Source organism: Desulfoluna sp. CLI2B (assembly GCF_056847375.1).
In genome coordinates this window covers 4648288-4662757 of record NZ_CP186557.1, presented here as the reverse complement: position 1 = coordinate 4662757, position 14470 = coordinate 4648288, and the positions used below count along the sequence as shown (strand labels likewise).

Sequence of the window (14470 nt, the reverse complement as noted above, 5' to 3'; positions counted from 1 at the left end):
AGGTGCGCCCGGATGTGTCAGGTGTTTCGGCGGCTTAACGCGGTACGCGGACTGGTTCGTTTTTTCGGACACATATCCCTGTTGCATTTTCCCATCGGCGTGGGTAGGCAACTTAAATATAAGGAATACAGTCTACGACGGGGGGTTGCCCTTTACCCACATGGGAGGAGAAGCACGCAACATGACAGAAGAAACCAGGAAAAGACCCGCAACTCGCGCCATGGACCTGTCCGGGGTCCGGGTGGATCCGCCCGGAGCGGTTCGAACCATGGAAGGAATCCGCAATACCGTTTATTCTCCGGGGGCAACAGACCCCAACACCCTCTATTTCGTGGAGGTGGATCCGAAGGTGTGCCAGGGCTGCGGGGAGTGCTCCCATCATTGCCCCACCGGCGCGATCCAGGAGACCGAGGACGGCACGCGACACATCGTGGATCCTTCCGTCTGCATGAACTGCGGCCAGTGCCTGACCCATTGCCCCTACGGTGCCGTGACCGAGCGTGTCTCCTATGTAAGCGAGGTGCTGGAAAAGCTGAAAGACCCGGATACGGTGGTGGTGTCCATGACAGCCCCTGCCGTGCGGTATGCCCTGGGCGAGTGTTTCGGCATGCCTACGGGCACCTGGGTGGGGGGCAAGGTACATGCGGTGTTGCGGCGCCTGGGTTTCGATTATATCTGGGACAACGAGTGGACCGCCGACGTCACCATCATGGAGGAGGGCACTGAACTCCTTCAGCGCGTGAAAAACGGGGGCAAAGGCGATAAGCCCCTGCCTCAGTTCACCTCCTGCTGTCCGGGTTGGATCAAGTTCTGCGAGTCCTTTTACCCCGACCTGATCCCCCATCTTTCCACCTGCAAGTCCCCCGTTGCCATGCTGGGGCCCCTGGCCAAGACCTATGGGGCCCAGCAGACCGGCACAGACCCCAAAAAGGTCTACACCGTCTCCATCATGCCCTGCATCGCCAAGAAATACGAAGGGCTGCGACCGGAGATGAACGCAGGCGGCTCTCGGGACATTGATGCCACCATCAACACCCGGGAGCTGGCCTACATCATCAAAAAAGCAGGGATCTCCTTTGCCTCCCTTCCCGATGAGGAGGCCGACCCCATCCTGGGCATGGCCACCGGGGCCGCCACCCTTTTCGGCACCAGCGGCGGGGTCATGGAGGCGGCCCTGCGTTTTGCCTACGAGGCCATCTCCGGCAAGACCCTTGCCGACCCGGCCATCAAGGCCGTGCGCACCGGCACGGGCATCAACAAGGTGTCCGTGGAGGTGCCTGGTTTCGGGCCCGTGCGCGTGGGCGTGGTGAGCGGCCTTCATGAGGCGGCAAAACTCTGCGAGGAGGTGCGGGCCGGAACAAGCGACCTGCACTTCATCGAGGTGATGACCTGCCCGGGGGGCTGCGTCAACGGCGGGGGCCAGCCCGTGGATGATTCCATTATGGAGGCCTCTCTGTTCAAGAAGATGATGGCCACGGTGAACAAGCGGTTCAACATGAGGAAGGTGGGATAAAGGAGGCAAGGTTATGAAAAAAGGAAGATGGGATCTCTCCAGGCGCAGTTTTATCAAGGCAGCGGGCCTGGCCTGCGGGTACGCTGTGGTGGGCGCGGGCATGGCAAAGAAAAGTGTGGCAGCGGTCCTGGACCTGGTGGGGCTTCGCCAGCAGTCCGTGTACAACGCTGACGCAGACCCCCGCAAATATGCCCTTCGTAAATCCCAGGATAACCCCATGGTGAGGGCACTCTACGCCCGGGGCGGCTTTCTGGAGGAGGGACCCTGCGGGCACCGTTCCCACCACCTGCTCCACACCACCTACGAGGACCGGAGTGCTCGCATCCGGGCCCTCAAAGATAAGGGCATCGAATTGTACATCTGATGCATCCATGCCGGGCCCATGGCCCGGCACCGGGGGCCTTACTGCCATGGGTTGACTCCCACCCGGTACAAATACAGGTTCGTCGATATGGAGAGCATTCAGGAGGGGCACAGGCATGGGATGGGTTGATCGGTTCCCTGGTCGCGGTTCCGGCTGTTGTTGACAGCTTTCCGACACAGCCCGGAGAGGTGTTTTTCCTCCGGATTCTCGTATTGTATGAGCCTTCTGGCACAAAATGTGCTATTTGCCATGGGGTCAATCGCCACGGTTGTCCCCATGGACCAGATGGTCTGTTGGAGCCTTTGTAATAACATATTAGATTGCGGGAAGCCTTGACGCCTGTATATCTGCCGGCGCCCGGGACTTTCGGTGTGGTGCCGAGGCACCATGCCACTGGATGGATGAAATGACGTATGACCCTGAGCACCCCGAGGATTTTATCGATGCGGCGAGCATCTGGAATCACATAGAAACAGCAAGCAACCCGGCACCTGAGAGGGTCCGGGAGGTCCTGGCCAAGGCCGGTGAGATGAAAGGGCTGACCCTTGAAGAGTCAGCGGTTCTTCTCGCCTGCGAAGACAGCGGCCTGGACGACGAGATTTTCGCCACGGCAAAGAGGGTCAAAGAGAGCATCTACGGGAACCGTATGGTGCTCTTCGCGCCTTTATACATCACCAACGAGTGCTGCAATTGCTGCAGCTACTGCGGGTTCAACGCAACGAACAAGGAGCTGACCCGCCGAACCCTCACCATGGATGAGATCAAGGACGAGGTGAGGGTGCTGGAAGACCAGGGCCACAAGCGCCTGCTGCTGGTCTACGGCGAGCACCCCCGGTTCGGCGCCGAATGGATGAAAGAGACCGTGGAAGCGGTCTACGCCACCCAGTCGGAAAAGAGCGGAGAGATCCGCCGCGTCAACATCAACTGCGCGCCCCTGTCCGTCGAGGGCTTCAAGACCCTGGCCTCCGCCGGTATCGGCACCTACCAGTGTTTTCAGGAAACCTATCACCGGGAAACCTACGCCAAGGTTCACCTCAAGGGCAAAAAGACCGATTTCCTCTGGCGACTCCACGCCATGCACCGGGCCATGGAAGGCGGCATCGACGACGTGGGCATGGGGGCGCTCTTCGGCCTCTTTGATCACCGGTTCGAACTCCTGGCCCTGCTTGCCCACGCCCAGCAGCTGGAAGCAGACACCGGGGTCGGCCCCCATACCATCTCCTTTCCGCGCATCGAGCCTGCCCTGGGTTCCGAGATGTCCACCAACCCTCCCGATGTGATCACCGACCACCGTTTTAAAAAGATCGTGGCCATCACGCGCCTGGCCGTTCCCTACACCGGCCTCATCATGAGCACCCGCGAAACCGGGGAGCTTAGGCGCGAGCTCATGGAACTCGGCGTCTCCCAGATGAGCGCCGGGTCCCGTACCTACCCCGGAGCCTACTCCGACCCCGAATACGACCGCCCAGATGTTCAGCAGTTCTGCCTCGGCGACAACCGCTCCCTGGACGAAGTGATCCGCGAAATGGCGGAAAACGGGTTTACCCCCTCCTGGTGTACGGCCTGTTATCGCAAAGGACGCACCGGCGACCACTTCATGGGCCTTGCCAAGCAGGGTTTTATCCAGGAGTTCTGCATCCCCAACGCCCTGTTGACCCTGCGCGAGTACCTGAGCGACTACGCCAGCCCCGAAACCCGGGCCGCAGGCGAAGCCCTTCTGGCCAGGAGCGAAGAGACCATGGCCCAGCGCAAGTGCGGCAAAGAGTTCTCCAAGCTCTTAAAACGCGTCACCGACGGTGAGAGGGATCTGTATTTTTAAATGTCGCTGGTGCCTCCGGCGGCAAGGTGGGGGCACCTTGAAACCCTGTGGCGAATGCACGGACGTCGTGGTTATGCAATTGTTGCCGGGGCATTCGCGTGGCATGTGATATTCAGCCAGCGTTTTTGCAGGAGAAGGTCGTGTCACTCGCTCCCGGGCTCAGCCTGGGAGTGCCGATGGCAAGGCTTCGCCTTACCGTGTGAAGCATAGCGGATAAAACGTACAGGGGAAAACGGCTTCAAGCGTGGAGGCAGAGCCTCCGTGGATCATTCCCAGGCGGAGCCTGGGAACGAAACCTGAGACAGGGCAATGCCCACTGCCGTCGGAGATACTCCGTACAAGGTTTTACAGAGCTTGCGGCAATGTCCGAATAGTCGCCAGCGTTGGTGGCGGGCGCAGCCCGCGGCGAATGCCATTGCGATTTTCCCTGAGGAACGAAGGGCAAATCGCAATGGCAATATGCTTTCGAGGTGGCACACCTCGCCGCCGGAGGCATGTTTTGGTTTTTTGATCTGGGCCTTGTGGCTCTGTATCGGGCACAGAGGGCAAACGAAAAAACGACACAACGGTGGATACCTTAGATGACAGATGCCATGGACGTGACATGTCCTGACACACGGATAGAGACGGACAGCCTGGGGGAGGTGGCGGTGCCTGCCTCGGCGTATTGGGGCGCGCACACCGGGCGAGCCCTGGATCATTTCCCTTCGTCGGGCCAGAGGATTCCTGCGCCCTTTGTTCGGGCCCTGGCCCTGGTGAAGCGGGCCTGTGCCGAAACCAATGTTTCCCTGAAGTACCTGGACGCCTCTGTTGGGGAGGCCATTTGCGCTGCCTGCGACGAGCTGGCCCAAGGGGACTTGGGGCTTCAGATTGTGGTGGATCCTTTCCAGGGCGGGGCGGGCATTTCCACCAACATGAACGTCAATGAGGTGATCGCCGGGCGGGCTGCGGAGCTGCTCGGGTCGCACCGGGGGGATCGCGAGCTCGTCTCGCCCCTGGATCATGTGAACCTCCATCAGTCCACCAACGATGTGTATCCCACGGCCCTGAATGTGGCGGCGCTGTTTCTCCTGAAAGAGCTGGAGACGGAAACCGGCCACCTGCAGCAGGCCTTTCAACTGAAAGAGACCGCGTTTTCCTCGGTGGTGAAACTGGGGCGTACCCAGATGATGGACGCCGTGCCTATGACTTTGGGTATGGAGTTCGGCGCCTTTGGCGAGGCCATCGCACGGGATCGCTGGCGGGTATTCAAGTGCCGGGAGCGGCTCAAGCAGGTGAACCTGGGCGGTACGGCCGTGGGCACGGGGCTGGGCGCTCCGAGGGCGTATATCTTTAAGGTTGTGGAGCGTCTCAAGGCCCTGACCGGTGTGGTTATCGCCCGGTCGGAGAACCTGGTGGACGCCACCCAGAACCTCGACTCCTTTGTGGAGGTCTCCGGTATCTTAAAGGCCTACGCCGCCAACCTGGTGAAGATCGCCTCGGACCTGCGGCTGTTGAGCAGCGGTCCCCACGGCGGCCTGGGGGAGATCAACCTGCCGCCTCGCCAGGCAGGCTCGTCTATCATGGCCGGAAAGGTGAATCCGGTGATCCCGGAGGCGGTGATCCAGGTGGGCCTGCGCACCATGGCCAACGATCAGATGATCGGGGCCGCAGCCTCCATGGGCCAGCTGGACTTAAACCATCTTATGCCCCTGGTGGCCCACGGGCTGCTGGAGTCCCTCACCCTGTTAAACGGAGCGGTCAAAAGCTTTCGGGTTTACTGCGTGGAGGGGATCACCCCCAACGCCGAGGCCTGTAAGGCCCACGTGGCGGCAAGCGACACCCTGCTTACGGCCCTGGTCCCCTTTATCGGGTACGACCGGGTGGCCGGGCTGGTTGAAAAGGCACGGGCCACGGGGCATTCGGTTGCTGACCTTGTGGTGGAAGAGGGCGTGCTGAGCAGCGAGCAGGTGGCGGCGGTTCTTTCTCCCAAGCGCATGCAGAAGCTGGGCTTTGACGCAGCAGATGAAGCCCTCTTCAAAGGAGAGCAATCATGACCAGAGACGAGATTCTTGCCTATCTGCAAGGAAAGGATGATGCCGGGCTCTTTGACAGGGCACGGGCTGTTCGGCGCGAAATCTTCGGGGACGAGATCTATTTAAGGGGCATCGTGGAGTTTACCAGCTTCTGCCGGTGCCGCTGCAATTACTGCGGGCTACGGGCGCCCAACGACGAGGTGTTTCGTTACCGTCTCACCGAAGAAGAGATCCTGGACGCCGTGGACGAACTGGCCGCCCTGGGCCTTCCCACGGTGGTGCTCCAGGGCGGGGAAGACCCCCATTACGATGCGGCTTTTATCGGGCGCATTATCGAAAGCATCAAGGCGAACCATGGCATCGCCGTGACCCTCTCCCTGGGGGAACGGGGTGCCGAGGCCTTTTCCCATTGGCGGGAGTGCGGGGCCGATCGTTACCTCCTGAAGATGGAGACCCTGGATGAATCCCTTTACGGCACCTATCGCCCCGGGTGCGATTTCCAGCAGCGCCTGGCAGGGGTCCGCACCCTTCAGCGGCTGGGCTACGAAGCAGGCTCCGGCATCATCACCGGCCTGCCCGGCATGACCCCGGAGACCCTGGCGGACGATATCCTGGCCGTCACCGACCTTGCTTTGGACATGATCTCCGCCGGTCCCTTTGTGCCCCATCCCCAGACCCCCTTCGGCGCCGAGAGTCCGGGGGATCCCCAGCTTGCCCTGCGTACCATGGCCATCTTGAGGCTCCTCAACCCACATGCCAACATCCCGGCCACCAGCGCCCTGGAAACCGTGCGGGAAGAGGGCAGAAAACAGGGCATCGACGCCGGAGCCAACGTGCTCATGTTCTCCGTTACCCCTGCCTCGGTGCGGAAAAATTACGCCATCTACCCGGGCAAAAACCAGGAGACCCGCACCGCCGCCCACACCGGCACGGTCGCGTAAGTCTATTCGGAGCATGGGGCTTTCCCCATCCTCAAGCCTTGGAGGATCCAAGGTTTCTAAAAAAGGGCGGGTAGAGCGTTTGGTGAGGTTGGGCATGGAAAAGGAAAAACGCCTCTGGCGGCAAGGTGGGGGCACCTTGAAACCCTATGGCAAATGCATGGAGACCGTTGTTAAGCGGGTGTTGTCGGGGCATTTGCGTGACGTGTGACGTTTTGCAGGCACTTCTGCAGGAGATGCCCATGTTATTTTTTTTAAAACGGTAATTATTCAGCTTAATTTATTAAAAATTGAACAAACAGGTGTTGATGGTTTTTTGCACGAAGTCCGGGCCTTGGTTATCGTTTGGGCTGCGACTTTCAAAAAAACTGAAAAAGATCGAGCGAAACGGAGCGCCGCACTCCGGTGCGGCTTTTTAGTCCGTCGTTACCCGTGCCGCACAGGAGTGCGGCGCTCCAGGGGCAGGTGGGGCGGGGTATGATGTAAATACGACCATGGCCCAAACGAAGATCAATGCCGAATTTTGTTTGAAAGGCGAATGTGATTTGACCCGAGGAACGAGGGGCAAAGCGCATCCGCCACCTGCTTTCAAGGTGGCACACTTTGCCGCCGGAGGCTGATTTTTTTTAAAAAAAACTCAGGGAAAGCGTTTCTGTTTTAATATGAAGGAGTAAGAGATGTCTGTGAAAGCACCCAAGGGGGTTCGGTTGGTGATTACGCTCACCGGGCGTCGAAATGCGGGAAAATCATCGCTCATCAACGCCATCTGCGGGGAGGAGATCGCCATTGTCTCGGAGATGCCCGGCACCACCACAGACCCGGTGGCCCGGCACCATGAGCTGCTGCCTTTGGGGCCGGTGACCTTTTACGACACCGCGGGCCTGGATGACGAGGGTGCCCTGGGTGAGCTGAGGATCCAGGCGGCCAGGAAGGTGCTGTTCCGGACGGACGTGGCCGTGGTGGTGGCCGGTGAAGAGGGGATCACGGACTATGAAAAAGAGATCATTGCCGAGCTCCGCCGCATGGACATCTCCTTTCTGGTGGCCCTGAACAAAAGGGACCTGCGGGATGAGACCGAGGCCGATATCCGGTGGTGTGCCGAGGAGGGCATCAAGGTGCTGGCCGTCTCTGCCAACGGTGGGGACGGGGTGCGGGAGCTCAAGGAGGCCCTCATTGCCCTGGCCCCCGCAGAGTTCCGTGAGGAGCCTCTTCTGGTGCGGGATCTTGTGAACGAAGGGGACTGGGTGGTCTGCGTGGTGCCCATCGATTTGGCGGCTCCCAAGGGGCGCCTGATCCTGCCCCAGGTGATGGTGCTGCGAGATATCCTGGATGCCGACGCCGTGGGGCTGGTGGTCAAGGAGCGGGAGGTGGAAGAGACCCTCTCCAACATGGGCAAGAAACCGGCGCTGGTCATCACCGATTCCCAGGCGGTCCTCAAGGTGGCCGCTATGTGCCCGGCTACACGTGGTCCTTGACCACCTTCTCCACGCTCATGGCGCGGTACAAAGGGGATCTTGAAGCCCTGGTGGAAGGGGCCGACATGCTGGACAAGCTTAAGGACGGGGACACCATCCTCATGGGCGAGGCATGCTCCCATCACGAGGTGGCCGACGACATCGGCCGGGTGAAAATTCCCCGCTGGATCACCCAGTACACCGGTCTGGACCTCAACTTTGAGTTTTACGCCGGCAATGATTTTCCCGAAGACCTGGAAAAATACGCCCTGGCCGTCCACTGCGGGGGCTGCATGCTCAACCGCACGGCCATGCTCCGGCGCGTCCGCGAGTGCCGAAGACGGGGCGTGCCCATCACCAACTATGGGGTGGCCATCTCCAAGGTCCAGGGGCTCCTGGATCGCGTGATCAGGCCCTTTGGGCTGGCCGGGGAATAGCTTCCCTGCACATGGGGTTAAAAAGCCTCCGGCGGCCCTGCCGGGGGCCAAACTTTTAGAAAGTTTTGCAAACAGGTCTTAAGCAAGGCTTCCAGGCTCTGCCGAAATAATTTTGTCAGTTTCGCCCCACCCTTCGTGTTGATCGCCCTGAAGGGCGATCAACACGAAGGGTGGGGCATTAAGATTGCTTTTTGAAGCTTGTCACGCCGGAGGCAAGCTGAATAGTAACTAAAGATGGACTCGCCGCACGGCCGTGCGGCAGACGCTCCGCCCATGTAAAAAAGCCGCACAGGAGTGCGGCGCTCCACACGATAATCCTTCGGGGCTAATTCACTGCGGCATAAATAAGGTGCTTCCCTTATAACCTATTATCTATCCCCTGTTATTGCCTCTGACCTGTTTTTCCTATTCCCCCACCCTATACCCCACATACCCCTCGTGGTAGCACTCCAGGCAAAATCCCGTTTCCGGGCAGACAACCCACAAGTCTTCGCATTCGTCGGTAAACAGGTCGGTGTGGCGAATCACCGCCCGGGCCTCCAGGCTCAGGCAAGGGGTGTCGGCATTGCCGAAAATCACGGTGACCGTATCGTTCGGTGCGAGGTGGTCTGAGATGATACCTGCGATCAACCGGTCTTTTTCCTCGTCTTCGATATAGGGGCAGGTGGTGCTCCCCTGCACCTTTTTCCAGTAAATACCGGAAAACACCACGGGAAAATGGTCGAAGATCCACCCAACGGCCTCGCGGTCCAGGTGGACGGCAAAGGAGACATTCAGGGCCTTCAGGCGGGCTGCAAGGTCCTCAATGAGGGCCATGCGCCGTTCCCGCTCCAATCGGTCCTTGAGTTTTTTTCGTCTTTGGAGCAGCTCTTCCCGGCTGGGGGGCGGGCCTTGTTTGGTCACGATACATCTCCTTGCCCGGATATTTCACGAGTCGAGAGCACCCATATTCAAGGCATCAGAGCTGCAGATGTAGTGGTTTACCTCAAAGCTCTGATAACGCAGAAGATGGGTGCACTCGGCTCGCCCGAAGGGTGAGAAAATCAAACAGCTAACGTCGATTTACATTTTGCATTTTCAAAACAGTTGGTATTTTTTATTGTAACCATTCGAAATAATAGTATTTTTGCTTGGTTGTTTTTCCATGAAATATCCGGGCTTGGGGGTTACGGGCGCAGCTCCTTGAGCCATCGTTTAAGCAGGCAAAAGACCACCACCCATACCAGAAAGGAAAGGAAAAAAGAGACAATCCCTTTGTGCTCTCCAAACAACCCGGAGACCGTGTAGGCAGAGGCGCTTGCGGCAAGCATGGCAAACAGTGTGGGCATGTGTGTCAGCTCCTGTTGGTAAATGATTGGGGCTTAGCCGGAAAAGGGTAATGCCTCCGGCGTCCAAACGTTTGATTAACAGGTCTTAGTCCAGCATTTCGAGTTTTCGCCGAGACAATTCAAATATTTTTTCATCAGAAACGTTTTTTGCGGAGCTTTTTTTCAAAAAAGCGACCCGCCGGAGGCATCCTGAACAGTTGCGAGGTTTTTACTTCTGTTGCCAGATATAAAACGGCTCCCTGAAGGCAATCCAGTCCTGGGGGCCGTATTGTTTGATTGCCCGGAGATTGTTTTTGGGCATTTCTCCGCACCGGGGCTCCAGCAGGTCGAATTTGTCGCAGGCGTCCATCTCGTCACACTCCCAGCATCCTTCGTATTTTCTTGAAAGACAGCATTCCATTATTTTACAGGGTGTCCCTGAGCACCCGCCTCCTACCCGACAGGGCTTTTTACACCCGGACTCCGCCAGTGCGACGAGGACCTCCGAGAATTTGTCGTAGTGAGAAAAATTAGCTCCGAAGGGTGAGTCCACGGCCGCGTACTCGTGGAAGGCCACCTTTTCGAGTTCCTCTTTCAGGTGTTGTGCATGGGCTTCGAATCGGTTGTTGTACCGGATGCAGTCCGGGCAATAGATGCCGCAATAGGCTGTTTCGGCAATTCCACCGGTGAGCCAGTGGATGTAGCTGGCGTAGGCGTCTTTATGAAAGTTGAGGGAGGCAGGGTTCATGAACCCATGGAGATATTGAGAGCGGTGAACCCTGACGTTTTCTTTGCAGGAAAGGTCATCGGCAAGCTCGGCCACCGAAAAGCGGGGCTCTTCTCTGGCAAAAACGAGGTCCGTGGGCACCGCCGGGTTGATGGCTCGCCAGTTCCTGATTTGTGAGCCGTAGAAGCAGACCACCCGGCGGACTTTTTCGGAGGTAACGGCTTCGGAAAGGCGCCAGGCGGCCGATGCTCCCGCGCTGAACCCAATAAGAGTCACAGGGCCGGGTGTGTCATCGATTTTCTTTGAGAGGATCTCACAATAGCGATCCAGGCCGACATTCTCGGTGAAGTACTGGTAGGCGGCGGATTCTTCTTTGAACTCCATGAAGAGCCCGCAGTATGGGTCGACGATCTCGACGTTCCCAGGCAGCTCGTCTCCGAGCTCTCCAAGGGCCGATGTCCTTCCGAAAATGTCCGACACAAGGATGGTGCTCATAACTTTGGGTATTCCTTTGCTGGGGTGGTCTCCCGGTTTTCCGGCTTTTTTGCGATGATCTGGAAGATGGTGGCCTTGTTTCCGTTCATGGTGGAAACCTCAATGGGTTGCTCCCGGATACGTTGAAAGGGGGCGAGCAACTGGTGGATCCAGGCCATGTCATGGTGCCGGACCACAGCTCCTTCGGGAAGCCCGAAGACCCCGTACTTCCCGTATTCGGCTTCATGCTGTCGGTATCTGTCGGTGTTTCTTTCATTGTTTTGCAGGGGGTAGTCGCTGAGGTAGAGGATGCCTCCGGGTCGAAGGACCCGGAAGATTTCACTGATCACCTGCCGCTGGCCTGCGTCTGTGGGAATGCAGGTCAAGACGGCCAGGAGGGTGCACGCGGAAAACGAGTGATCGGGAAAGGGCAGGGTTTCGGCGTCGGCATGCCGCAGGTCAAGGGCCGGGTTTTCGGCAAGGCCCCTTTTAATCATCTGGCAAGAGATATCGACTCCGGTGACGTTGCTGTACCCGTTTTCCGTGAGCTGGGCGCAGGTGCGCCCGTACCCGCAGCCGTAATCAAGGATTTTCTCATCCGGTCGCACCCATGTTCGGAGTGTGTCCACATCAACGGGGTGGGAAAAGGTCTTTGTCGGGGCAACGCTGTCCCAGTAGGCTGTCTGAACGTCAATCGGGTTCATGGCTTTTTTCCCTCGCGCATGGGATGGTTCATAGCAAATCTCCGTCATTCAGGCTGTTATGGGATTAAGATTGAGTTATTCTCACGTTTTATAGTATTTATGGCCGATGGAGGATCACTCGGTTTTTCCCAGTGTCATGTGTCCAGATAGGCCCTCATTCGAAGGATGAGAAAATCGAGTAGAAAATGTTGAATTACATTGTGCGTTTTTGGAATGCCTCATTTTTCTCAACAGCCAAGTGTAATAACAATTTTATTGTTTTAACAAGATCGTTTTCTCATGAAATATCCGTGCTTGAGGTTAACGATGAGACAAGGAGGTTCCGTGAGCCCCACCGATCACTACCGTTCCCTGGAACGAATGTATGCAGCCGCCCCGTTGAACATGGCGTTTTATCACCCGACCATGACCGTCGGGGAAGGCAAGGCCACCATTGAGATGGTGCTTGCCGAGCACCATCATCACTCAGCCGGTGCCGCCCATGGGTCCGTCTACTTCAAGATGCTGGACGACGCCGCATTTTTCGCGGCCAACTCCCTTGAGCATGAGACCTTTGTCCTGACCAGCTCCTTTACCACCTATTTGCTGAGGCCCGTTGTGCAGGGTACTTTACGCTCCGAAGGCCGTGTGGTCAATATCGGCAGGAGTCAGTTCATCGCAGAATCTGTCCTTTATGATGAAAAGGGACGGGAAGTCGGCAGGGGGAACGGGGTGTTTGTCAAGGGCAGGACGCCCCTTTCCGAGGCTACAGGGTATGGACCGCCCGCCCCCTGAACCGGGGCCCAGGGGGACGGCACATCTTCAATGGGCAACGGGAGGACGTTACAGGTAATCCAGGGAAACCCCCTAGGACCGGGCGGCCAAGATGTGGCAGCCGCCCATGGCGAGGCCGGGACTCCATGTCCAGGTAGGTCGACGCGTTTTGTTGAAACAGCAGGGTGGCCTGGGCCGGGAAGTCTTCGTCTGCATCGTTGAAGAGGAGAACCACAGGGACCCGGGGCAGGGCCTGGAAGCGAAAGGCGAGCTCGCATGAGACATCCGTGGCAAAGGGCTGGCCACCGATGGCATGGCATTGCTGCTCTAAGGCTTCCACGGCTCCTTCGAAATGGGCAGAGATGGGGCGGGACGCCGTGTTTCTGAACCCGGTCACATAGGGCACGGCATCTTTGAAGTCTTTGTACGTCACCAAAGAGGCATCCTCGGACGGGCTTTCGGGGCACAGCAGCAGGTATTTGCACACTACGACCCAGGTGATGTGATTGGCCTCTTTCCCAGTCTCATCGGATACGGCATGGGGTGTCACGGTGTATGTCCTGTCGAAAAACGGGATACGCCATGTGGTTTCACCGGCGGTGATGCCCAATGCCTCGGCGATGTTCGGGGCCCCTTCAAGGGCCTCCACCTGACGGAGATAATCCTTCTTGATCTGATCAAATACGGGAGCCTTTTCAGCCATGGTGATGCCTCCGTTTGCTTTGTGAAGGGGTGTCTCAAAACCATGATGTCTGATTTTGTTGTCTTGGGGCATGCCTTTCTTTGGGTGGAAATGTCTTTTTTATATACAGATGGTTATCACAAGGTGTTGGTGGGGGCAAGGCATGTGGATCGGTAAAAGGTGGTCCCATTTCTTTTTGGGCTTGATGTTTGCAACAAATTCTCTTGTTGTGTAGTGTAGATATTTGGTTCGCAGCGAGCCGGGGTATTTCATGCAGTGCCCGGAACGAAAGAAAAGCGAGCAGAAAATGTGAATGACATCTTTGAAAAGGACGATGAGATCCCCATGAACTTATTTGACGAATTGCGCGTTGCCTTAGGGCGGGAGATCAGTGCTCACAAGCTTTCAGGGCAACGGATCCAGGTGAGATGCAAGGCCCTTTCGGCCAAAGAGGCCATCGGAACACCCGAGCACGATGACTACCCCATCATCAAGGGCAGGGAGGTGATGGTGGAAGCAGAGTTCGGCGGTGCCAAAGGCCAGGCCTTTGCCGATGAGTACGAACAGGCCGATTACTCAGTGGACGACCTGATAACCATGCCCCTTGACTCCAACGGCAAAAGAGCCAGCTTTGTGGCGGGGCTCAACGCGGTGTACCGGTACCTGAACCTCTGCGAGAAGACGGTACACTGCAGGGACGCCGAACCCATGGAGTGTGCGGGCCATGTGGCAGAAGCCGTTGCCCCGGGCCAAAAAGTACTCCTTGTGGGGCATCAGCCCCGGTTCCTGGAAAACCTTGCCGCTCAATGTACTGTCCGGGCCGTGGACATGGATGAGGGCAACATAGGCACCGCGTTTTCCGGGGTGGTTATCGAGTCGCCGGAGATGACGGCAGACGCGATTTCCTGGTGCGATACGATTTTTGCCACGGGCTCAACCCTGGTCAACGGTTCCCTGCCGACATTCCTGAACCGGGGCAAACCCGTTGTGTTTTACGGAGTTACCGTTTCGGCGGCAGCCAGGATACTCAATCTGAAGACCTACTGCCGGTGCGGCCATTGAAACGGACGACGCTGATTTGATCTGATACTTTGGTGCGCCCCCCCCATCCCTACGTTTCTTATATTTATCAAACTTGTTAGGAGAGCATGGTGATGGTGTTGTTACGGTGTGAACTGGTGAGGCGTGTCTTGTGCTGTTTATTCATGGTGCTTTGTATCGCCGGAATGGCCCCTTTTCAAGGTGTGTGCGGTATTAACCCGGCTGTTAAGATTCTTGTTCAT

14 protein-coding genes are annotated in these 14470 nt (G+C 57.7%); 9 read left to right on the top strand and 5 right to left on the bottom strand.

What is annotated here, in order from left to right; genetic code table 11:
* Window positions 1–181 precede the first annotated feature (181 nt).
* The 7 genes from ACOYW2_RS21765 to ACOYW2_RS21735 all read left to right on the top strand — a co-directional run bounded on the left by ACOYW2_RS21765 (window position 182) and on the right by ACOYW2_RS21735 (window position 8540).
* Window positions 182–1513 carry a [FeFe] hydrogenase, group A gene (locus tag ACOYW2_RS21765; RefSeq protein ID WP_482767970.1) on the top strand — a complete coding sequence of 444 codons (1332 nt, stop codon included), beginning with the start codon at window positions 182–184 and terminating at the stop codon, window positions 1511–1513.
* A gap of 13 nt (window positions 1514–1526) precedes the next feature.
* Window positions 1527–1877 (top strand): iron hydrogenase small subunit, encoded by a 351-nt coding sequence (locus ACOYW2_RS21760; protein ID WP_482418060.1) that lies wholly within the window; start codon window positions 1527–1529, stop codon window positions 1875–1877.
* Between the two features lie 406 nt (window positions 1878–2283).
* Window positions 2284–3696 carry a [FeFe] hydrogenase H-cluster radical SAM maturase HydG gene (hydG, locus tag ACOYW2_RS21755; protein ID WP_482767969.1) on the top strand — a complete coding sequence of 471 codons (1413 nt, stop codon included), beginning with the start codon at window positions 2284–2286 and terminating at the stop codon, window positions 3694–3696.
* 581 nt (window positions 3697–4277) lie between these two features.
* The gene (locus ACOYW2_RS21750; RefSeq protein ID WP_482767968.1) at window positions 4278–5732 is read left to right on the top strand and encodes an aspartate ammonia-lyase; all 1455 of its coding nucleotides are present in this window, start codon (window positions 4278–4280) and stop codon (window positions 5730–5732) included.
* The gene (gene hydE, locus ACOYW2_RS21745) at window positions 5729–6652 is read left to right on the top strand and encodes a [FeFe] hydrogenase H-cluster radical SAM maturase HydE (RefSeq protein ID WP_482767967.1); all 924 of its coding nucleotides are present in this window, start codon (window positions 5729–5731) and stop codon (window positions 6650–6652) included. The genes ACOYW2_RS21750 and hydE overlap by 4 nt, the downstream gene beginning before the upstream one ends.
* A 674-nt stretch (window positions 6653–7326) precedes the next feature.
* Window positions 7327–8124, top strand: coding sequence for a GTPase (locus ACOYW2_RS21740; protein WP_482767966.1), 798 nt, complete (start codon window positions 7327–7329; stop codon window positions 8122–8124).
* Window positions 8100–8540, top strand: a complete 441-nt coding sequence (locus tag ACOYW2_RS21735; protein WP_482767965.1) for a hypothetical protein — start codon at window positions 8100–8102, stop codon at window positions 8538–8540. The genes ACOYW2_RS21740 and ACOYW2_RS21735 overlap by 25 nt, the downstream gene beginning before the upstream one ends.
* Window positions 8541–8945: 405 nt before the next feature.
* Here the strand turns inward: ACOYW2_RS21735 and ACOYW2_RS21730 are convergent, their stop codons facing one another.
* From ACOYW2_RS21730 to ACOYW2_RS21715, 4 genes are all read right to left on the bottom strand, one after another.
* The gene (locus ACOYW2_RS21730) at window positions 8946–9443 is read right to left on the bottom strand and encodes a hypothetical protein (RefSeq protein ID WP_482767964.1); all 498 of its coding nucleotides are present in this window, start codon (window positions 9441–9443) and stop codon (window positions 8946–8948) included.
* 263 nt (window positions 9444–9706) lie between these two features.
* Window positions 9707–9868 (bottom strand): hypothetical protein, encoded by a 162-nt coding sequence (locus tag ACOYW2_RS21725; RefSeq protein ID WP_482419988.1) that lies wholly within the window; start codon window positions 9866–9868, stop codon window positions 9707–9709.
* Between the two features lie 208 nt (window positions 9869–10076).
* Window positions 10077–11069 carry a DUF3795 domain-containing protein gene (locus ACOYW2_RS21720; protein WP_482767963.1) on the bottom strand — a complete coding sequence of 331 codons (993 nt, stop codon included), beginning with the start codon at window positions 11067–11069 and terminating at the stop codon, window positions 10077–10079.
* Window positions 11066–11752: a class I SAM-dependent methyltransferase gene (locus ACOYW2_RS21715; protein ID WP_482767962.1), complete on the bottom strand. Its 687-nt coding sequence runs from the start codon at window positions 11750–11752 to the stop codon at window positions 11066–11068. The genes ACOYW2_RS21720 and ACOYW2_RS21715 overlap by 4 nt, the downstream gene beginning before the upstream one ends.
* Before the next feature lie 324 nt (window positions 11753–12076).
* Here ACOYW2_RS21715 and ACOYW2_RS21710 point away from each other — a divergent pair, with 324 nt between their 5' ends.
* Window positions 12077–12526 (top strand): PaaI family thioesterase, encoded by a 450-nt coding sequence (locus ACOYW2_RS21710; RefSeq protein WP_482418051.1) that lies wholly within the window; start codon window positions 12077–12079, stop codon window positions 12524–12526.
* Here the strand turns inward: ACOYW2_RS21710 and ACOYW2_RS21705 are convergent.
* Window positions 12498–13208, bottom strand: coding sequence for a DUF3786 domain-containing protein (locus ACOYW2_RS21705; RefSeq protein ID WP_482767961.1), 711 nt, complete (start codon window positions 13206–13208; stop codon window positions 12498–12500). The two genes, ACOYW2_RS21710 and ACOYW2_RS21705, sit on opposite strands and share 29 nt — an antisense overlap.
* Window positions 13209–13532: 324 nt before the next feature.
* Here ACOYW2_RS21705 and ACOYW2_RS21700 point away from each other — a divergent pair, with 324 nt between their 5' ends.
* Entirely contained in the window at window positions 13533–14249 is a 717-nt protein-coding gene (locus ACOYW2_RS21700; protein WP_482767960.1) for a Rossmann-like domain-containing protein, read from the top strand.
* Window positions 14250–14470: the final 221 nt, after the last annotated feature.

Excerpts from the sequence above, each read along its gene's own strand:
- ACOYW2_RS21765 (WP_482767970.1), top strand. The coding sequence starts at position 182 with ATGACAGAAGAAACCAGGAAAAGACCCGCAACTCGCGCCATGGACCTG.
- ACOYW2_RS21760 (WP_482418060.1), top strand. The coding sequence starts at position 1,527 with ATGAAAAAAGGAAGATGGGATCTCTCCAGGCGCAGTTTTATCAAGGCA.
- hydG (WP_482767969.1), top strand. The coding sequence starts at position 2,284 with ATGACGTATGACCCTGAGCACCCCGAGGATTTTATCGATGCGGCGAGC.
- ACOYW2_RS21750 (WP_482767968.1), top strand. The coding sequence starts at position 4,278 with ATGACAGATGCCATGGACGTGACATGTCCTGACACACGGATAGAGACG.
- hydE (WP_482767967.1), top strand. The coding sequence starts at position 5,729 with ATGACCAGAGACGAGATTCTTGCCTATCTGCAAGGAAAGGATGATGCC.
- ACOYW2_RS21740 (WP_482767966.1), top strand. The coding sequence starts at position 7,327 with ATGTCTGTGAAAGCACCCAAGGGGGTTCGGTTGGTGATTACGCTCACC.
- ACOYW2_RS21725 (WP_482419988.1), bottom strand. The coding sequence starts at position 9,868 with ATGCCCACACTGTTTGCCATGCTTGCCGCAAGCGCCTCTGCCTACACG.
- ACOYW2_RS21720 (WP_482767963.1), bottom strand. The coding sequence starts at position 11,069 with ATGAGCACCATCCTTGTGTCGGACATTTTCGGAAGGACATCGGCCCTT.
- ACOYW2_RS21715 (WP_482767962.1), bottom strand. The coding sequence starts at position 11,752 with ATGAACCCGATTGACGTTCAGACAGCCTACTGGGACAGCGTTGCCCCG.
- ACOYW2_RS21705 (WP_482767961.1), bottom strand. The coding sequence starts at position 13,208 with ATGGCTGAAAAGGCTCCCGTATTTGATCAGATCAAGAAGGATTATCTC.
- ACOYW2_RS21700 (WP_482767960.1), top strand. The coding sequence starts at position 13,533 with ATGAACTTATTTGACGAATTGCGCGTTGCCTTAGGGCGGGAGATCAGT.